Annotated in this window: 17 protein-coding genes and 1 riboswitch; of the genes, 14 read left to right on the top strand and 3 right to left on the bottom strand. The window is 48.5% G+C overall.

What is annotated here, in order from left to right:
* Window positions 1–27: 27 nt before the first annotated feature.
* Window positions 28–801, bottom strand: a complete 774-nt coding sequence (locus tag BQ4305_RS05000) for an acetoin reductase (protein ID WP_110926748.1) — start codon at window positions 799–801, stop codon at window positions 28–30.
* A 298-nt stretch (window positions 802–1099) separates the two neighbouring features.
* Between BQ4305_RS05000 and BQ4305_RS04995 the strand changes: the two genes are divergently transcribed.
* The 7 genes from BQ4305_RS04995 to BQ4305_RS04965 all read left to right on the top strand — a co-directional run bounded on the left by BQ4305_RS04995 (window position 1100) and on the right by BQ4305_RS04965 (window position 7204).
* Entirely contained in the window at window positions 1100–1300 is a 201-nt protein-coding gene (locus BQ4305_RS04995) for a helix-turn-helix transcriptional regulator (protein ID WP_110926747.1), read from the top strand.
* Between the two features lie 2 nt (window positions 1301–1302).
* Entirely contained in the window at window positions 1303–1734 is a 432-nt protein-coding gene (locus tag BQ4305_RS04990; RefSeq protein ID WP_324611562.1) for a hypothetical protein, read from the top strand.
* A gap of 123 nt (window positions 1735–1857) precedes the next feature.
* Window positions 1858–2427 carry an MEDS domain-containing protein gene (locus BQ4305_RS04985; protein ID WP_110926746.1) on the top strand — a complete coding sequence of 190 codons (570 nt, stop codon included), beginning with the start codon at window positions 1858–1860 and terminating at the stop codon, window positions 2425–2427.
* A gap of 250 nt (window positions 2428–2677) precedes the next feature.
* Window positions 2678–3979: an MFS transporter gene (locus tag BQ4305_RS04980; protein ID WP_110926745.1), complete on the top strand. Its 1302-nt coding sequence runs from the start codon at window positions 2678–2680 to the stop codon at window positions 3977–3979.
* 23 nt (window positions 3980–4002) lie between these two features.
* The gene (locus BQ4305_RS04975) at window positions 4003–4989 is read left to right on the top strand and encodes a 2-hydroxyacid dehydrogenase (protein ID WP_110926744.1); all 987 of its coding nucleotides are present in this window, start codon (window positions 4003–4005) and stop codon (window positions 4987–4989) included.
* Window positions 4990–5207: 218 nt separating this feature from the next.
* Window positions 5208–5951, top strand: coding sequence for a CPBP family intramembrane glutamic endopeptidase (locus BQ4305_RS04970; RefSeq protein WP_110926743.1), 744 nt, complete (start codon window positions 5208–5210; stop codon window positions 5949–5951).
* Between the two features lie 695 nt (window positions 5952–6646).
* Entirely contained in the window at window positions 6647–7204 is a 558-nt protein-coding gene (locus BQ4305_RS04965) for a competence protein ComK (protein ID WP_110926742.1), read from the top strand.
* A gap of 51 nt (window positions 7205–7255) precedes the next feature.
* Here the strand turns inward: BQ4305_RS04965 and BQ4305_RS04960 are convergent, their stop codons facing one another.
* Window positions 7256–8047 carry a peptidoglycan-binding protein gene (locus BQ4305_RS04960; RefSeq protein WP_199880566.1) on the bottom strand — a complete coding sequence of 264 codons (792 nt, stop codon included), beginning with the start codon at window positions 8045–8047 and terminating at the stop codon, window positions 7256–7258.
* A 286-nt stretch (window positions 8048–8333) separates the two neighbouring features.
* Here BQ4305_RS04960 and BQ4305_RS04955 point away from each other — a divergent pair, with 286 nt between their 5' ends.
* The 4 genes from BQ4305_RS04955 (at window position 8334) to BQ4305_RS21305 (ending at window position 11034) form a co-directional block, all read left to right on the top strand.
* Window positions 8334–9146 (top strand): ABC transporter ATP-binding protein, encoded by an 813-nt coding sequence (locus BQ4305_RS04955; RefSeq protein WP_199880565.1) that lies wholly within the window; start codon window positions 8334–8336, stop codon window positions 9144–9146.
* 284 nt (window positions 9147–9430) lie between these two features.
* A complete protein-coding gene (locus tag BQ4305_RS04950; protein WP_110926740.1) occupies window positions 9431–9622 on the top strand; it encodes a hypothetical protein in 192 nt (63 codons plus the stop codon).
* A 165-nt stretch (window positions 9623–9787) separates the two neighbouring features.
* On the top strand, window positions 9788–10771 hold the full coding sequence (locus BQ4305_RS04945; protein ID WP_110926739.1) for an aldo/keto reductase: 984 nt from the start codon (window positions 9788–9790) through the stop codon (window positions 10769–10771).
* A 110-nt stretch (window positions 10772–10881) separates the two neighbouring features.
* Window positions 10882–11034 (top strand): hypothetical protein, encoded by a 153-nt coding sequence (locus BQ4305_RS21305; protein ID WP_199880564.1) that lies wholly within the window; start codon window positions 10882–10884, stop codon window positions 11032–11034.
* Window positions 11035–11089: 55 nt separating this feature from the next.
* Here the strand turns inward: BQ4305_RS21305 and BQ4305_RS04940 are convergent, their stop codons facing one another.
* A complete protein-coding gene (locus BQ4305_RS04940; protein ID WP_110926738.1) occupies window positions 11090–14602 on the bottom strand; it encodes a bifunctional 2',3'-cyclic-nucleotide 2'-phosphodiesterase/3'-nucleotidase in 3513 nt (1170 codons plus the stop codon).
* 433 nt (window positions 14603–15035) lie between these two features.
* Between BQ4305_RS04940 and BQ4305_RS04935 the strand changes: the two genes are divergently transcribed.
* From BQ4305_RS04935 to BQ4305_RS04925, 3 genes are all read left to right on the top strand, one after another.
* A complete protein-coding gene (locus BQ4305_RS04935; protein ID WP_110926737.1) occupies window positions 15036–15923 on the top strand; it encodes an AbaSI family restriction endonuclease in 888 nt (295 codons plus the stop codon).
* A 199-nt stretch (window positions 15924–16122) separates the two neighbouring features.
* A riboswitch (cobalamin riboswitch) is annotated at window positions 16123–16319 on the top strand.
* A gap of 362 nt (window positions 16320–16681) precedes the next feature.
* Entirely contained in the window at window positions 16682–17824 is a 1143-nt protein-coding gene (gene mmgD / locus BQ4305_RS04930; protein WP_199880582.1) for a citrate synthase, read from the top strand.
* Window positions 17825–17909: 85 nt separating this feature from the next.
* Window positions 17910–19343: a bifunctional 2-methylcitrate dehydratase/aconitate hydratase gene (locus tag BQ4305_RS04925; protein ID WP_110926736.1), complete on the top strand. Its 1434-nt coding sequence runs from the start codon at window positions 17910–17912 to the stop codon at window positions 19341–19343.
* Window position 19344: the final 1 nt, after the last annotated feature.

Genomic DNA, 19344 nt, shown 5'->3' with positions numbered 1-19344 from the left:
GGTCCTTCCTTGGCGGATTCCCGCTCATCATCGATAAACAAGACCGCCATCCGTTATGATTGCTTGACCCGTTATATAATCTGAATCATCAGAAGCTAAGAAGGAAACTAAGTTAGCGACATCCTCGGGGACCTGATATCGTTTAAGGGCAATTCCTGAAGAAAACTCTTCAAACGCTTCTCCTGGTTTTAAATGATCGCTGTGTTTCACCATTTCTTCATCAATTCTGTCCCACATTTTTGTCTTCGCCACACCGGGGCAATAAGCATTGACTGTTATTTTATGGGGGGCCAGTTCTTTCGCAGATGAGTGTGTAAAGGATCTCACCGCATGCTTGGTAGCGGAGTATGTGCCAAGCATTTCATAGGACTCATGGCCTGCTATACTGCATGCATTAATGATTTTGCCCTTTGTTTTTTGTTTCATGTATTGCGCTGCGGCAGCCTGGGTTCCAAATACCACCCCATTTACGTTAATGCTGAAAAGTTGAGTAAGCTGTTCTTCGGTGATTTCCAAAAATGGAGCAACAGATTCGACACCTGCATTATTGACGAAAACATCTAAATGGCCAAATGCATCGACTGCTTCCTGGACTAAGGAAAATTGGTCCTCCCGTTTAGATGCATCTCCTCTGACACCGATTACAGAAAAGTCTTTTTCTTTGAATTCGGAAACTGTTTCGTTAAGTAACGCTTCATTTATATCATGAAGCACAACATGAAAGCCGTCCTGACACAACCTCTCAGCAATGCCTTTCCCTAATCCGCCGGCAGAACCGGTAACGATCGCTACTTTGCTCATAATCATTCTCCTTTTTTGAAAAAATAATAATCTGACACTATGATCATTTTCTTTTCCCGGCCTTCATCCCTAAACGCCGGCAAGAATGCTGTTGAGACAATGGTGTGTCCTCCGTTCAAATGGAGACGGGTCTATTATAACAGATAATGGAAATTTTTTGTTCTTGAAACGCTTATATATAGAGACGAAATAAACGGAATGAGGGGAAGAAGCGAGATTTTGCTCTCTTTATAATGTAATATATATATTGAATTATGGAATATATATGTTACAGTTGGATGGAGAGGGGATATCATATTTGAAGAATAACGTGAAAATCGCCCGGGTTCAGGCGGGACTGACACAGCAGCAGCTCGCGGAAAAGATCGGGGTTACCCGCCAAACGATCAGTTTGATTGAGAAGGGGAAATATAATCCATCGCTAAAACTATGCCTGGAGGTTTGTTATGCCGTTAATAAAACATTAGATGAAGTATTCTGGCAGGAAAAGGAGGGGTAAGGATGATTAAAAAAGTGACCGATGAACGTTTAGTTGTGCAAAATTTAAAAAATATCCGCATTGCCTACATCATCCAAACGGTCGGCATTCTTGGAATTTTAGGATATGACTATGCAACCAAAGGAATCGACGGAATGAGGGAAAATCCTCTCTGGCTTGTGTTTATCATCACGACCGTCGTTTCTGCCTATTTATCCATGAATAGCAGTGTAGATTACGAAAAAACTGTCCATCCACAAAAAAGGCTGACTGCTTCCCTGATTGGGCTTCTTTTGGTTTCAGCGGTTATCGGCTATTTTGTTTCACGCACGGGTGGCTTTACGGTAATGAATGGGGTCATCACAGGGGGTATCGTATTGATTTGCGGTCTCGTTCCAATCCTGTATATCTATAAATTAAGAACGGATCGTCAAGATGAAAATACAGAAGAGTAAAAGGACCTAATGAACCGGCATATATCCTAAGTTTGACGAAAGGTTTTGCCGTGCCATAGAATAGGGTAATGAATACTCTGGAGTTATGCGAACGCATGACCAATTTGTTGAAGGAGTCTGCTTATGCCTAATTTAATCAATCGATTGATTAACAAAATAGATAAAGAAGACAGCTGCCATATCTTTTATCACTATAAGAGTGAAGAAAGCTACATTGATCTTGCTGTTTCCTACATTGTTACAGCGATAAAAGACGGACGTCATGTGGTGCTGCTGGAAAATGACCGGCATATGATAAAAATCAAACAGCAATTGAAGGAGAAGCTGAGCGAGGATGAATTTGCGAAGCTGCATGTCACCAATAATTATGATTTTTACTATTCACATGGGAATTTTCATCCACAGACAGTTCTGAGATATTTCCTGAATGAAATTGAGCCGTTATTGAAAGCTGGTTTTTCCCTCAGCACATGGGGGCTGGTTGAGTGGGGGGACGAACAGGAATTCACTGAGCTCATCGGGCAATACGAAAGAGAAGTGGATCAAATTATCAGGGAAAAAGGCTTGATTTCGGTTTGTGCGTACAGCGCCAAGCGGACTACGGAGTCCATTCTGAACGTGCTGAAGAGATGCCATGACATCATGCTGACGGATGAAAAAATCACGCCGCTGACAAACCGTCTGCGGTCCTGATGTTTCTCTTGGAAGGGTGCCTGCTGCGGCGCCCTTTTTTATGTGCGGGACCATTTTCCTAAAACGAAAATGCAGATTGACAGAGGGCAGCCGGCATAATACGATATGTACCACATAATATTTTTACATAAATGTTAAAACCTGGTTTTATATTATCAAACTCATCGGATATGCCTCCTTGTTTTCACAGATGTGCAATTTGTAAGCGTTGTCATTTTGGCGTTTTATCGAATGAAGGAGGGAAATGGGAATGGAAGCAAGAATTGAAACAAAGCAAGGGAAACCGCTGAACATTGCTCGCAAGTTTCGCTGGACGGTCGTGATCTGGCTCCTGATCGGGGGAATCATCAATTATCTCGACCGGGCCAACCTGTCCATTGCTGCACCGGAAATGATGAAGGAGCTCGGCCTGACCGTTACGCAAATCGGTCTTCTCGGCACTTTCTTTTCTTGGAGCTACGCGCTGATGCAGCTGCCCGCAGGCTGGCTGATCGACCGGTTTGGAACGAAAAAAGTGTATACCATCGCATTAATTTGGTGGAGCGGAGCGACCATGCTGACGGGGGCGGTCCATAAGATGGGCTCCTTTATTGCCGCCCGGATTCTGCTTGGTGTGGGGGAAGCGCCGTGTTTTCCGACGATGGCGAAAATCACCGCCAACTGGTTCCCGAAGAAGGAGAGAGGCCTGGCGACCGGTATTTGGGATTCTTCGTCCAAATGGGGTCCGGCTCTTGCGCCGCCGCTGCTTGTGTTCATCATGGTGACGTTTGGCTGGAGGGCGCTGTTTTATATTACCGGCCTGATGGGCATCATTTTTGCGATTGGATTCATGATTTTTTATAAAAATCCGGAACAAAGCAAGCGGCTCACGAAGGAAGAGTTCGACTACATCAAATCGGAAGGCGGCGGGGCCGAGCAGGGCATCCAGTCGTCCAAGATCAAGTGGGGCGCCTTATTTAAATACCGCAGCATGTGGGGGATGATCCTCGGCTTTTTCTGTACGATCTGGATTTGGAACATCTTCCTTGTCTTCCTGCCGCTGTACCTGGTTGATGTCCACCATGTCTCCCTGACGGAAATGGGCATCTATGCAGGGATTCCGTGGCTCGGCGGGATTTTCGGAAATATTTTCGGAGGGTATCTGACGAAGAAATGGGTGGATACCGGGAAGACGACGCCGGTAAAAGCGAAGCGGATCCTGATCAGTGTCGCCGCCATTATGACGACCATTGTGGTCTGTGCTGTGCCGCTCGTGAAAGGTCTTGCCATCACCATCGCTCTTTTGACACTTGCCCTCTGCTTTATTTCATCGATTACCGGAAGTGCCTGGGCGCTTGCGGGTGATATCGCACCGCCTTCGATGGTCGCTTCTGTCGGGGCTATTCAGAACTTCGGAGGGTATTTCGGAGGGGCATTCTCTCCGGTTGTCGCAGGGCTGATTGTGGATGCTACGGGCTCCTACTCGCTGGCCTTTATCTCCGGCGGTCTCATTGCAGGGGGTGCGGCCATCTGTTATTGGTTTATTGTAAAAGATCCGATTAAAGAAGAATAGTGTGATGAAGGGGGAATTCATTCATGGCGAAAGTATATGTAGCAAGGCCGATACCGCCCGAAGCGGAAGCCTATATTGCAGAGCATTGCGAATATGAAAAATGGGAGGGCGACGGGCAGATTACGAGAGAAGAACTGATGCGCAGCCTGTCTGATGCGGATGGATTGCTGATCACCGGTGAACGGATTGATGATGAATTCCTGGACCATGCTCCGAAATTGAAGGCCGTCAGCAACATCTCCGTCGGCTACAATAACTTTGACCTCGAGGCGATGAAACGGAGGGGCGTCATCGGCACGAACACGCCGGATGTCCTCAATGAAACCGTTGCGGATCTGGCGCTTGCCCTCATGCTGTCAGCAGCGCGCCGCGTTCCGGAACTCGACAGGATGGTCAAGGAAGGCAAATGGGAGAAGGGCGATGAGGAGCCGCTCTACGGAGTCGACGTTCACGGCAAAACGCTCGGCATCATCGGGATGGGCCGGATCGGCGAAGCCATTGCAAGAAGGGCGAGACTCGGCTTCAATATGAAAATCCAGTACTATAACCGGCGCCGGAAGCCGGAGATGGAAGGGACGCTTGGTGCTGTCTATGCGCCGTTCGATGATTTGCTCCAGACGTCCGACTTCGTTCTGCTGATGGTTCCGTTCACGCCGGAAACGCGGCGGCTGATGGGGCGGGAGCAGTTCCGAATGATGAAGAAGTCGGCGATTTTCATCAACACTTCCCGCGGCCAGACGGTTGACGAGGAGGCGCTCACCGAAGCGCTTCAAACAAAGGAAATCCTTGCGGCCGGGCTTGATGTCTTCGAGCAGGAGCCTGTATCAAAGGATAATCCGCTTCTCAAGCTTCCGAATGTGGTGACGCTGCCGCATATCGGTTCGGCGACCCATCAAACCCGGTCGGCCATGGCGCTGCTTGCAGCGAAAAACCTCGTCGCGGCGGTAACCGGCGAAGAGCCGCCAAATGTCGTCCCGGAACTGAAGGGGCAGCAGAGTATTAAGCAGTGACCGATTTCATTCGAAAGGCTATCCGCTTGCGGGTAGCTTTTTTCTTTTGCCTCTCTCGTCAGAAGCTGTCCTTCTTCGTTAATAGGGTGATTCGGTGCTTTCTTTTACGGAATTGGGCTGAACAGACGGAGCGGCAGCGAGTTTTATGCTAAAATGGGGACGAATGTCAGATATAAATGAAATCATCATTAAATCAAGGTTAGGAGTTAAAGCAATCTATGAAGCCATTTATAAAATCGGTCAGCATAGAAGATTTTTCACATCAGGTCTGGGAGAAGAAGGATTTTATGGTCCTGCTGCTCATCCCGATTATCTTTCTTGCGGGCTTGATCAGTCAGCACTTTTCAGCAGGCACGGTTTGGCCTGTCATTATTGATACAAGCGTGCGCTTAATCATGTTTATCTTTCTTATCGCAATGTATCGCCCGATGCTCCGCAAACACTGGAACCGCTTTGCACGGGCCTGGAAACGCTCGGTGCTCGTAATCCTGGGCGGTGCTGTCGTCCTGCAGGTGATGATCAGTGCCATTCGCTCATTCCTTCCGAATCAGGGAAACGGTGCGGAAACAGACGCCCCCTCTTTAATCGATCCTTTATCGGCAAGCCCTGAGATGTTTGCTCTGTTGTTTTACATCGCGTTGGGTCCTATTGTGACGTCATTGATTGAGGATACGATATTCCGCTATACGCTGCTTGGCAAGATATTCCGGGGCGGTTTTTTCAGAAAGGCATGCATTGTGCTTTTGAATGCCATCCTGTTCGGTCTTGTTCATTATTATAATTTTGGCAGTGTGATGGGCACAGTTCCGTACATGTTTGCCGGACTGTTCCTGAATCTGATGTATCTCTGGACAAGGAACATCTGGCATGTCCTGTTGATCCATGCTGTCAACAATACGGTTCTGACGATCGGCGGGCTGTTGATCATCGCCTTAATGAGGATGCTGGGTCTAACCGAATAAATAGATGAAAGGCGCCTGGTCACTCATCCGGGTGCCTTTTGTCTTCTATCAAGTAAAATTCATCATTCTCTTATCCTGCTTTTCTCCGTCAAACATTGATGGGAAAATGCGGAGCTGAATCCAATTTTAGGACAAATCAAGGAAGAATGTATGTTAGAATTTGGATAATGCGAGAGAGTGGGGGGGGTAACAGGAATAGGCCGATGTTTTACGTTCCGGCAGGAATGGAGGTGATAGCTTTTTAACCGGGATTGGAAAAGAAGGTCATCGAACAGAAAAGCTCTTTCTTCAACGATTGTACATAATAAGCGGCGGATTTAATAGGAAGCAAGAACCTTTTCCTGGTGGCTGTTACAGCTCATGATGTAAAGAAATATAACGTTTGTGCGGAAGAATATATACAGAATATTCAAAATGACCTATAATATATAGTCAAAAAGTACCTTATTTAAGTTGTTTCAATTTTACAAAAAAAGAAAAAAGAGGGATAATTATAGGTGTTCGTTACATAGGTGAAAGAAGTCTTGATGAAGGAGGCATGGGGAATGCGGAAATGAACAAGATAGGAAAACCCTCAGGTGACTGGGTCCGGGAAGACTTCATCTGAGGGCTTTGCGAGCAGGAGTATGCCTGACTCTAGTTCAGTATACTCCTATTAGATAAAAATGAAAATTAAATAATAGGGGGAATGCGGGATGGAAATGCTGAACAGTTATTTGATCAATCCGGAAACGGTGGCGCTGCTTGTCGCCTACGATTCAGAGGGCAATGAGCAGACGCTGGTGCTTGAGGGAAAGGTGTCCTTTTATGTTTCGAAAAAACCGCTGGAGATCATGAATGATACGCTGAAATATTTTGGTTCTGATGTGGAAGGGGCGCTGACGGGAGCGAAGGCGGTTCTTGGAGAAGGCTACATGCTGCCAATCTGTATCTGTGCCTATCAGAAAATGGCCTGGTTTTCCTGCAGCTCTTTCCGGAAAAATGGAGTCATGTTCTCCTATCTTCATGTGGACAAGTTCGAACGGATTACCAAAACGGAAACGATGGTCCATACGAGGTACGGCCATGCATTGCCGGTTCCCCTGAGCCAGAACAAATTGATTTATAAAAGAAACCAAACGGCTTTTCTCCTGAACACCCTCCATGAGCGGACGACCGGCAAGAAATTGTTCTTTTATGAACGAAAAAGCGGGATTACCCTTTGCCGGGAGCCGGGCGACCTGCAATACAGGGTGATGCAGGAAGAGGAATAAACGGCTGGACATAAAAAAAGGAACCCGGATCAAACCGGGCTCCTTTATCTATTAATCTATGACTTTTACTTTCACTTGCTTTTTCCCCCATACAAGGGCATTCGATTCATTGGCGATGAAGACATCGATTCGGTTTCCTTTGATTGCCCCGCCGGTATCAGCGGCAATGGCCCGTCCGTAGCCTTCGACTTCAACTGTAGAGCCGAGCGGAATCACGTTTGGGTCAACGGCAATTACTTTGCCGTCCGGATATTTCTTTAAGTCCACGCCCATTTTGGTTACACCGGAGCAGCCTTCGCAGCTCGCTGTATATGCTGTGCTGTCCACTGTCAATTCCTTTACAGGGGAGGCTGCTGTTGCTGTCGCATTCAGCTTGCTGAATGTATGGGCTCCGGCGATGCCGTCAGCCCCAAGTCCTTTTTGTCTCTGGAAACTCTCGACTGCCTGTGCGGTTCCGCTTCCGTAGATGCCGTCAACGGTTGAAGAGTAGACGCCAGATGCTTTTAGCAGTCTTTGGAGATGGGCGACTGGTTTCCCTATATCCCCTTTTCGCAAGGTTTTGATTTTGTTGCTTGTCTGCGCTCCGACTATTCCGTCCGCTGCCAGTCTGGATTCAGCTTGGAATGTTTTCACCGATTCTTGGGTAATCGGGCCGAAATAGCCCGTCGCTTCATGGTAAGGGAACAGACCCTTTGCCATTAATAATTCCTGCAATTCTTTTACATCACTATTGCTCATGCCTCTTGTCAGGGTCCGGTCGCCGACTGCGGCTTCACTGGCCGCTGGAAGAAGGACGGCGATTAAGAAAAGGGCCGTCAGCATGCTGCATACGAATTTCTTCATTATGTATGTACCTCCTAAAATGTTTTTCCAGTCATACCATTCGGCTGCTTGCTCGCTTTTACAGGAGAAAACGGAGAAAACAATCAGAATGGACCGGTTTATTGTCAAAATCAGGAGGTGCTGGAAGGGATTTATATGAATATGGATGTGCAGGGCAATAGGAAGAAAAGCCTGAAAAGGGCAGCAAAGACCATATCGCGGTTTCGTACAGAAAAGAGGAGATGCAGGAAAAGAAATGATACGATAGAATAAATTCAGAAAATTCAACCAGAAAGAAGGAGTGGCAATGGATCAGAATCCGAGCATCATCCAGCTTGCGGAGATCGGCTGGAAGAGGAAGGGGAAAATGATTTTAGACGGTGTTTCATGGGAGGTTAAAAAAGGGGAGCATTGGGCCCTGCTTGGTTTGAACGGTTCGGGCAAAACGTCTTTGCTGAAAATGGTGACAGGCTATCAATGGCCGAATGCAGGGAAAGTGTCGGTGCTGGGACATGAGTTTGGGAAAGTGAATATCCCCGAGCTGCGCAAGTCGATTGGCTGGGTGAGTACGTCGCTGGACCAGGATTACCAGGATCGTGCCCATGATACAGCGCTTCAGGCGGTGCTGAGCGGCAAGTTCGCCTCAATCGGGCTGTATGAAGAAATTACGGAGGAAGATGTGAAGAAAGCATCGGATTTGCTCCGTCAATTCAAGATTGAATATTTGTCCAGCCAGTTTCTCCATACGCTCTCACAGGGGGAGCGGAGGAAGGTAATGATTGCGAGGGCGCTTATGGCTTCGCCTAAGCTATTGATTTTAGACGAGCCATGCAACGGGCTGGATATCTACTCGAAGGAAGAACTGCTTGGAATGATTGAACAGCTCGCAGCCGAACCGGCCGGGCCGACCATCATCTATGTCACACACCATATCGAGGAAATCGTTCCTTCCATCTCCCATGCCTTGCTTATTAAGGGAGGGAAGGCGGTGGCAGGCGGCGAAAAACGGGAAACCCTGACGGAAGAGCTGCTGGGGGAAACCTTCCAAGTGCCGGTGGCGATGGAATGGGAGAACGGCCGTCCGTGGATCCGGGTAAGGGAACGGGTGGAGAAGGGGTAAGCGGACTTTTGTGTCTAAGCGTACATAAAGTATTGAAGCGGATGGTTTTTAGGGAGGATTTGTTTTTTGCCGTTCTCATTCTTTCGCTTTTGTTAAAGAAGACCGCCAAACCGGCATATCTGGGGTACCTTATCGGATTAGCACCATCTCTGCAGCCTTAAAACGGTCAAAGGGTTTGAAGGCGAGCTGTACCTGCTGACAGGTCTTACCGTCATGATAGAGTCTTTCATTATTAAGGTCAGGCTGCCGGCGAAGCGGAATTGTAAATGAAAGAGGGATTGCTCATGAAAAAAGTCTCTTGGCAGGCATTTTTAAAGGCCTATATTGAATTAGAACTGATCATGTTATTCTTTTCCTTCATCCTCGGGCCTTCTGAAGATACATCGATTCCTGTGCTTATACTTGTCGGTTTACCAATAACAGCCATCATGCTTTTTACAGGCTGGGATGAAAAGCTAAAGAAGTATTTTCCGTAAAACGATCTTGTCACGATCCCTGGGATTCGCCGTATTTGGCCATGCAGGGGTTTTTGTTTGGAGAAAATACTCGTGTGACAGGCAGCCTTTCTATTTATCAAAATATTAAAATAAATGGTAAAATGAGATATCAATGAAATGAGCAGAAATGAGGGGTTTGTGACGATGAAGTATCGTGAGTTAGGAAATACCGGTTTGCAGATCAGCGAGGTCAGTTTTGGGACATGGGCCATTGGGGGTTCTTGGGGGAAGACGAGCGATGCAGAAGCGCTTAAATCACTTGATTATGCCATTGGCCAGGGTGTGAATTTTTTTGATACGGCTGATGTGTACGGCGACGGCCACAGTGAAGAGCTTTTAGCGAAGGCGACAAAAGGGCGGGAAGATCAGATCCATATTGCCACTAAATTTTGCCGCCAGGGGGATATTTCGGACCCGAAGAATTACACCTATGAAACGGTGCGGGCCTATTGCGAAGACAGTCTTCGCCGTTTGAACAGGGAAGCCATCGACTTATATCAAATTCATTGTCCGGCTACTGAGATCTTACGGGATGGCGAAGTGTTTGCGGTGCTTGACCGGCTGCAGCGCGAAGGGAAAATCCGCCATTACGGCGTAAGCGTGGAGACGGCGGAGGAAGGGCTTATTTGTTTAGAGCATCCGAATGTGAAGAGCCTGCAAATCATTTTTAATCTATTTCGCCAGAAGCCATTAGAACAGCTAATCCCTGAAGCTTATAAAAAAGGGGTCGGCCTGCTGGTCAGACTGCCGCTTGCAAGCGGACTGCTAACAGGAAAATTCACCAGTGACCATGTCTTTGAAGAAGACGATCATCGCCGTTTTAATGAAAATGGCGAGGCTTTTAATGTAGGGGAAACCTTTGCCGGACTGGGATTTCAAAAAGGGGTTGAGTTAGCCGATCAGCTGACATGGATAGCAGAAGGCAGAGGCACCATGGCGAGCGCCGCCCTTCGCTGGATTTTAGATCACCGGGAAATCACGTGCATTATCCCTGGATTTAAGAATCTGAAACAAGTGGAGCAAAATCTGGCGGCATTAGAGACCGCGCCTTTTACGGAAGAGGAGCGGCAGCGGCTTGCAGTCTTTTATCAGGAAAAAGTAAAGGATTCGATTCGGGGCGCCTATTAACTGAGATGAGGCGTAAGACGGCTGAAAACGGGTAAACCTTCTAATAAGGAGCCCGGAGTCTGTACATAATCCTTCCGGGTTTAGGGACCCTAACTTCTGGAGGTGATAGGATGGATCAGCCATTATTCGGAAACTGTGAAGAGAGCAAGGAGAAAAAAGACCACAAGCTTGCGAGCTATCTTGTCGGCGGCATTGCCTCGGAAGAACAGATTCTTAGCGGACAGATGGAGGAAGAGCGTACTGACGGAAAAGCGGATCAATAAGATGTAAAAAGGACTGCAGAAGAATCACAGGGATTCGCTGCAGTCCTTTTCTGTATTAGTTCACTCGTTTGATTCTTCCTTCTGCCTTGTACTCAAATGGTGACGGAAGGGATTTTACATAGTCTGCCGTGGCATCGAGATCGACCGGTCCGACTTCCATGTTTTCAGAAAGGGCGCCGATGCTTGCATCGATATTGCCGTACATGTAGTTATTCACGACAACGGAATATTCCTTCGATTTGTCGATCTTGCTTCCGTCCGGAAGGAAGATGTCGGCCACTTTTCCGGCTTTGGCCGCGTCGTCATAGGTGTATGTGTAGGTGAAGCCTGCGATATGGTAATCGAGTCCTTTGGCTGTAATCTGTTCGTTCAGGACTGTTTCCAGATCGGCGCCGCTCAGCATCACTTTGTTCAGGACATTTCCGAATGGCTGGATCGCGAATAGGTCGCCAAATGTCACATCGCCTGCATCAAGCGGGGCGCGGACACCACCGCCGTTCATAAGGGCGAAGTCGGAATCCATCGCAGCCTTCATGCCGTCGGCAATCAGGTTGCCAAGGGCAAAGTCGCCGAATTCAGTGGCTGTTGTCGGATAGCCTTTCGGAAGGGCAGCTGCGGATTTGCCCACGACTTCTGCTTTGATCGGTTCAATCTGATCGCTGTATTTCTTCAGGATGTCCGACACTTCCGGATCCGGTGTATAGTCTTTTTGGAAGACGGTCTTGATTTCACCTGATTTCTTGACGATATCGCCTGTCTCCGGGTCAATTTCGATATCGACGTCAGAGAAAGCGGAGCCGTATGAGTAGGCTTGGACAATCAATTTATCGTCGACAACCCGGTCCATCATCACATGGTTGTGGGCGGCGAAGATGACATCGACTTCATCATCGGCCTGTTCGGCGATTTTGCTGACATCAAAAGCATCTGTATAGCCCGTTTGGGTTCCGGGGTTATGGGCAAGGACGACGATGGCCTCAATCCCTTGGTCCTTCAGCTCTTCTGTGTACGTATTGATTGCTTCGGTTTCGTCGGTGATTTTCAGTGATTCATTGCCTTTTTGGACAATTTGAGATGGCGTTTCCTGGGTGACGACCCCGATGACACCGATTTTCTGGCCGCCTGCGCTCAAGACTGTGTATGGATCGGCAATCAGTTTGCCGTCCCTTGTGTCATAAGCGTTCGCTGCGACAACCGGGAAGTCCATTCCGTCATAGCCTTTTGTTCCGTTTGGATGCTCGCCGCCGCGGATCATCCGCTGCAGCTCGTCGATGCCTTCATCGAATTCATGGTTGCCGAGCGTTCCGGCATCGAACCCGATGGATTCCATCACTTCAACGGTCGGTTCATCCTGGAAAAGCGCCGAGATCAGCGGACTGCCGCCGATCATATCGCCGGAATGAAGCACAAGCGTGTTCGGATTTGTCGCCTCTTCTTTTCTGAGAGCAGCGGCCGTGTATTCAATGCCGCCGGCCGGCTGTCCGTTCACCTGGGTGATGGTGTCCAGCTGTCCGTGAAGGTCATTGATGCCTAAGAGCTGGACTTTCACGTTTTCTTTTTCCTTATTCAGATTCATTTTGAAAATGCCAAAGCCTTTGCTGTCCGTTTTTCCTGTGTAAGAGAACGGGCCGTCTTCTTTCACGTATGCTTCCGCTTTCGGGGAAGTCGTGAACGTCACATCTGCATTTCCGGAAATCGGAGCGATCGACCAGTTATTGTCGGCAGTCGGCGTGATTTCCTTCTCTTCGGAAATGTAGTCCATTAAGACTTGACGGTTTTCATCCGCAGAATCGACAACCAATTCGCTGCCTTTCAAGCCTGGGAAGTTTCCTCCGCCGCCGGCGCGGTAATTATTCGTAACCACGACGAATTCCTGATCTGGGTCAATCGCTTTTCCGTTGTACTGAAGGTTGATGACACGGCTTGAATCTGGATTGATCAATTTGCCGTCCGTTCCGTAACGGGCCGGTTTCGTCACATCGATTTGGTACTCGACGCCGTCGATTACGTCAAAGTTATAAACAGGGAATGAAGGGTTCAGCAGTTCCTGTTCGCCTGCTTTGTCCGGGTCGATCGTGTTGAACTTTCCGGCAGACATTTCAATCCATTCCTTCACATCGGAGCCTTTCAGCTTAACCGCTTTAAGTGTGTTGTCATACAGGTACAGGTCTCCGGCGCTCCGGATGGTCAGGCCGCCTTTTTTGATTTCCGTATATTCATCCACTCCGTTGCGTCCTGCCTTGAAAGGGGCGCCCACAGACAGAATCGGCAGGTCCTTCAGCTCCGGCTTATTCAGTGCGATGTATTGTTCGACATACCACTTCTGGGCATTGGTGACCACCTGAATGGATGGGTCATCCTGCACAAGGCTGAAATTGCTGTGGATATCGTCTGTCGTCGTGCCAATCGGCGTATTGACATAGTCAAGCGTTGCTTCGTGTTCGGCTTTGACTGCGTTTGCAACGGCCTTGTCCGGCTGAACGGCATTGATTTCCCTTGTTTCGGACTGGGAGTCCGCCACAGACCATTTGCCGGTGACCTTTTCTAAAGTCAGGTCGATGATGCCAAGGGAACCGCCGCCGTAACCCGCCTGTACAGCAGGAACGCCGTTGATCGTTCCTTTTTCATTGTCCACGCCGGGAAGGGGCTTGCCGTCCGCATCTTTAAACAGGGCATCGAGGCTTGTTTCGTCCTTGGCCGGGAATGTTTTATGGGTATGAGAGAAGGTGATGGCATCAATGCCGGGCACTTTGCTCAAAGAATAAACTGTGTCTTCCGTATTGGCCTCATTGCCGTTGAATCCGGAGTGGGCCATGGCGATGATCACGTTGGCGCCCTTCTTTTTCATCTCTGGCACATATTTTTCCGCTGATTTAATAATATCCTTCGTAATCACCTTGCCGTCGAGATTGGCCTTGTCCCATTCATTGATCTGAGGGGGAACGAATCCGATATAGCCGACTTTGATGACGTTCGTCTTGCCGGACTCATCCTTCACCTTTTTATTGACGATTTGATAAGGCGTAAATTGATTCTTGTCGTTGTTCGGATTGTCATCATGATCATCTGCGTACACGTTTGCATTGACAACAGGGAAGTTCGCGTCATCATAGACTTCATCGAGGAAATCAAGCCCATAATTGAACTCGTGGTTCCCGAGGGTCGCCATGTCATAGCCAAGCAGGTTCATGGCTTTGATGGCCGGATGCACTTCTCCGTCTTTCAGAGGGTCGATCTTTGCTTTGTAGGTAGCGAGAGGGGTTCCTTGAATCAAATCGCCATTATCCACAAGGACAGAGTTCTCTGCTTCAGCCTTTGCTTTTTTGATCAGTGCTGCCGTTTTGGAGAATCCGAGGTTCGGCGCCGTACTATTCTTGTAATAGTCGAAGTCGAGCAGATTGCTGTGAATGTCCGTCGTTTCCATTAAACGAAGCTCCACTGTTGACTGAATCTTCTTCTTTGGCGCGGCTGCATCGGCATCCCCGGCGCCAGAAGCTGTTCCAAGCAGGATTACGGCCAATGAACTGGCCAATACTTTATAACCCATGAATTTACCCGGCATTTTCATTCCATCCTTATTATGTGATTTTAGAAGTTTTGCAAACTCCTAATTTATGATAACAGGATTTATTTCAGAATAGTATAAAGTATCTAATAATGAGGAATATTAACTATTTAGTCAGCAAAATGGAAAAAATCCAGGATTTTCAGGGGAATCAGCGCCAGTTTTTAGAGCTGCGAAAGGACGGCTGTTCAAAAAATACGGAAAAATACCTAGTTTAGCAGAAGGGAAAGACCCGTTTGCGGCGAATAAAAGGAGAAGGAAACCGTGGGGAGGGCCATTATACTAGAAACATATTAAGAATCATGCCAGCTCCGGACAGGGGGGCATGCTTATCCTGTATAATGAAGAAAAACCCACCTTTATCAAGAATTCGGGCGATGTCCTGAGTTCTCGCTGAAGGTGTTTTTTATCAAAGAGATCTGGAAGGTGTACAGAGTTGAATAAACGTGATTACTTAATCAAGACGTTTTCCCGGACAAAAAGGAAAGATTACGAGAATTATATTTTAACGGCTATCTGGCATAAACTGGACAGCCTGGACATCAAACCGGTCAGCCAGCAATACGTGAAACGCCCAAATGGCACATATGCATTGATTGATCTCTATTTCCCGCAGCTCCATATTGGCATCGAAGTCGATGAAGCTTACCATCGCGGCCGGCAAACAGAGGACCAGCTCCGCATGGATGATATCATCTCTGCAGTTAACGAGGAGGCAATCCAAGATTTTCAATGCATTCGAATCGACGCAGCCCAATCGATTGAAGAAATCCATACATCCATCGAGGCAGCTGCAGCCCTTATAAAAGAGAAGGCTTCCAAGACGGAATTGGAATGGGGGACCTATGAGGAAGAACTTCTGCAGCTGAAGGAACAGGGGCATTTATCCATCTATGACAATTTTTCCTTCATGTATATCAAGGATATTGCGAACACTGTATTTGGAAAGAACGCCAAAGGGTATCAGCGAAGCTTTTTCAATATAATCGGGCATACGTGGCTTTGGTGTCCGAAACTGTCGATTATGATAGATGGGACCGGCAAATCCGCAGCAGGGGGCTGGCTGAACTTCCTGGCAGAGGACTGGTCTTATATTGATGAATCCCATGAAGACGGCACCGTCGTGGAAGAACGAAAGCGACGCTATATGGAAGAACTGAACCTCGGCCGGAAGCGGGCGGTCTTTGCGAAGTACCAGGACAGCCTCGGGTTTAACCGATATCGATTCGTTGGCATGTTCCAGGTTTCCGGCATCTCTCCTGAAAATGAGAACTGCATTCGCTATGTGCGCATCGATGATAAAGTGGACATTATAAAGAAATAAAGCAAAAGGGACGCTTCCGATGAGCCGTCCCTTTTTACTCTTTCAAGTTAATGGGCCTGATAGCTGCCGGTGTAAATGTCCGGCGAAAACGCTCGGAATCTCTCCATATCGAACTCTATGTTTCTGATAAAAGAAGTGAGGGAGAATGTTAATAAAAATTGCTAATAATCCCAATATTTGCTATATTGAATGTGACAGCTAAATACGTGTAGAATCAGGTGCAGACGATCCGCGGATCCTCTGCTTAATAGGGAAGACCGGTTGGAGTCCGGCGCTGTCCCGCAACTGTATTTGGGAGCGATTCGAAATGGCCACTGTTTTCAGCGACATGAAGATGGGAAGGTTCGAAGAGCGATGACCATAAGCCAGGAGACCTGCCTGTTTCAGCACACATCAATACCTACGAGGATAGGGGGTGTTAAGTGCGGGCGATGAAGGCATGTTTTTTCATGGAATAAGAACATGTTTATTTACGTATCGATTCGGAATCTTAACAACTTCTTTTCAGGGGAGTTGTTTTTTTCATGGTTTTTTTAGGCAGAAAACATTTGAGGTGGACTGATTTGTTTGGAACTGTTGAGTATTTTACCGATTGTTTTAAAGCGTGCGTAATGAATAACTTCATGGCCGAAAAGTCGGTGCCCTTGATTTCCTGTTATGCCCGTCAGGTGAGTGACATTATGCTGCGGACAGAGAAGGACGAGGAAAGGGATATTTTTTTGCTTCATCTTGAAAAGGCTTACAATGGAGATGGGGGGATGAAGGGCGTGAAAGCAAAAGATCAGTATTCGCCGGGGTTAGACGGTGTGGTGGCGGCGGAAACGAAAATTTCCTTTTTGGATACGGTGCAGAGTGAAATTGTGATCCAGGGCTATGATTTGATTAAACTGTCCAAGTCAAAAGGGTATCTCGATATGATCCATCTGCTGCTGGAGGAAAAATTGCCGGATCCTCCAGAAAAGGAGGCGCTGGAACAGAGGCTGAAAGCGGAATATGACATCCCGGCGGACCTCGAGGAACTGTTTGCGCTTCTCCCGGAGAATACGCACCCGATGGACGGTCTCCGCACCGGAATCTCGGCGCTCTCGGGCTATGACAGCGTCCTGGATGAACGCTCGCTTCCGGTGAATAAGAACCGAGCATATCAATTGCTTGGGAAAGTGCCGAACATTGCGGCCAACAGCTATCGGGTCATCCAGCGGATGGAGCCGGTCCGACCTGACGAAAGCCTTTCTTACAGTGCCAACTTCTTTTATATGATCACCGGCCGGGCGCCGTCGCCGTTGGAGGAAAAAATCTTTGACCGTTCCTTGGTCCTGTACAGTGAGCATGAAATGCCGAACTCGACGTTCACGGCAAGGGTCATCGCCTCGACACAGTCGGACCTGTACGGGGCCTTGACCGGTGCGGCGGCTTCCTTAAAAGGCAGCCTGCACGGAGGGGCCAATGAGGCGGTCATGTATATGCTTCATGAAGCGGGCAGTGCCGAGAGATTTGAAGAGATGCTGGCGGCGAAGCTGGACAAAAAAGAAAAGATCATGGGGTTCGGCCACAGGGTTTATATGAAGAAAATGGATCCAAGGGCCTTGATGATGAAGGAAGCGCTGAAGGAGCTGTGCGATATGAAAGGAGATTATACCTTATTGGATATGTGCGAAGCGGGTGAAAGGGTCATGGAGAGGGAGAAAGGGCTCTATCCGAATCTCGATTATTATGCGGCTCCTGTCTATTGGATGCTGGGCATCCCGATTCCGCTTTATACCCCGATCTTTTTCAGTGCCAGGACGGTCGGGCTTTGCGCGCATGTGATTGAGCAGCATGCCCATAACCGGATTTTCCGTCCGCGCGTGCATTATACAGGAGGGCGGCGCGCCCTGCATGAAACAACTGGGGAGTTGTAGAAGGCGCCCGCCGGAAATATCAGGATATTTTGGCGAATATCCCTGTCTATCATAATCAACTTTTACTGGAAAAGGAAGGTGTCCCATGCTGAAAACGAATGAGAACACGAAGACCGATGTATTGTTGGAAGAAATCGCCGATTATGTTCTGGACAAAAAAATCACGAGCGCGGAGGCGTACAGGACCGCGCATTATGTCCTGCTGGATACGCTCGGTTGCGGGATTCTTGCCTTGCAGTATCCGGAGTGCACGAAGCTGTTGGGACCGGTCGTTCCGGGGACGTTCGTGCCGAATGGAACACGGGTGCCCGGAACTCCGCATGTGCTCGATCCGGTCAAAGGGGCCTTCGATATCGGCTGCATCATCCGCTGGCTCGATTATAACGATACATGGCTTGCGGCAGAATGGGGCCACCCTTCTGATAACCTTGGCGGGATCCTGGCTGCGGCAGATTATATCAGCCGGGCAAATCTTGCGGCAGGGAAGGAGCCCCTGCATGTCCGGGATGTCCTGGAGATGATGATCAAAGCCCATGAGATCCAGGGTGTGCTCGCATTGGAAAACAGCCTGAACCGTGTCGGTCTCGATCATGTCCTGTTTGTGAAAATTGCCACCGCTGCCGTTGTGACGAAGATGCTCGGCGGGACACACCAGGAAATCGTGAACGCTCTTTCCAATGCCTGGCTCGATAATTCATCACTGCGAACTTACCGGCATGCGCCGAATACGGGATCGCGCAAATCATGGGCAGCCGGCGATGCGACGAGCAGAGGCGTCCGCCTGGCGATGATGGCTGTCCAAGGGGAAATGGGCTATCCGACGGCCTTAACGGCACCGGGCTGGGGCTTCCAGGATGTCCTTTTTAAAGGGAAAGAATTGGTGCTCGGCCGTCCGCTTGATTCATATGTGATGGAGCATGTCCTCTTCAAAGTATCGTATCCGGCGGAATTCCATGCCCAGACGGCGGCAGAATGCGCCGTAAGGCTTCACCCCCAAGTGGCGGACCGGCTGGATGAAATCGCCGAGATCAAGATTACGACCCACGAATCGGCCATCCGGATCATCGATAAAACCGGGCCGCTCCATAACCCGGCGGACCGCGACCATTGCCTGCAGTACATCACGGCGATTGGGCTGTTAAAAGGCGATATTAAAGCGGAAGATTACGAGAACGAGGCGGCGCTCGACCCAAGAATCGATGCTCTGCGCGGCAAGATGACAGTCGCGGAAAACAAAGCCTACAGTGAAGATTACCTCGATTCGAGCAAGCGCTCAATCGCCAATAGCATCCAAATCCGTTTCAGCGATGGGACGGCGACGGAAACCGAAGAGGCTGAATACCCGTTGGGCCACCGTTTCCGCCGGGACGAAGCGATTCCGAAGATCAAGGACAAATTCATCGCGAATATCAAGACCCGCTTTTCAGCAAAACAGCAGCAGGCCATACAGGCCGTCTGCTTTGACCAGGATCAAACAGAAAAGATGAGCGTTCCTGAATTCATCGATTTATTCATTTAAA

Origin of the sequence: Bacillus massiliglaciei (assembly GCF_900098925.1) — a bacterium.
Classification (GTDB): Bacteria; Bacillota; Bacilli; order Bacillales; family DSM-1321; genus Peribacillus; species Peribacillus massiliglaciei.
This window is presented reverse-complemented; position numbering and strand designations above follow the sequence as displayed.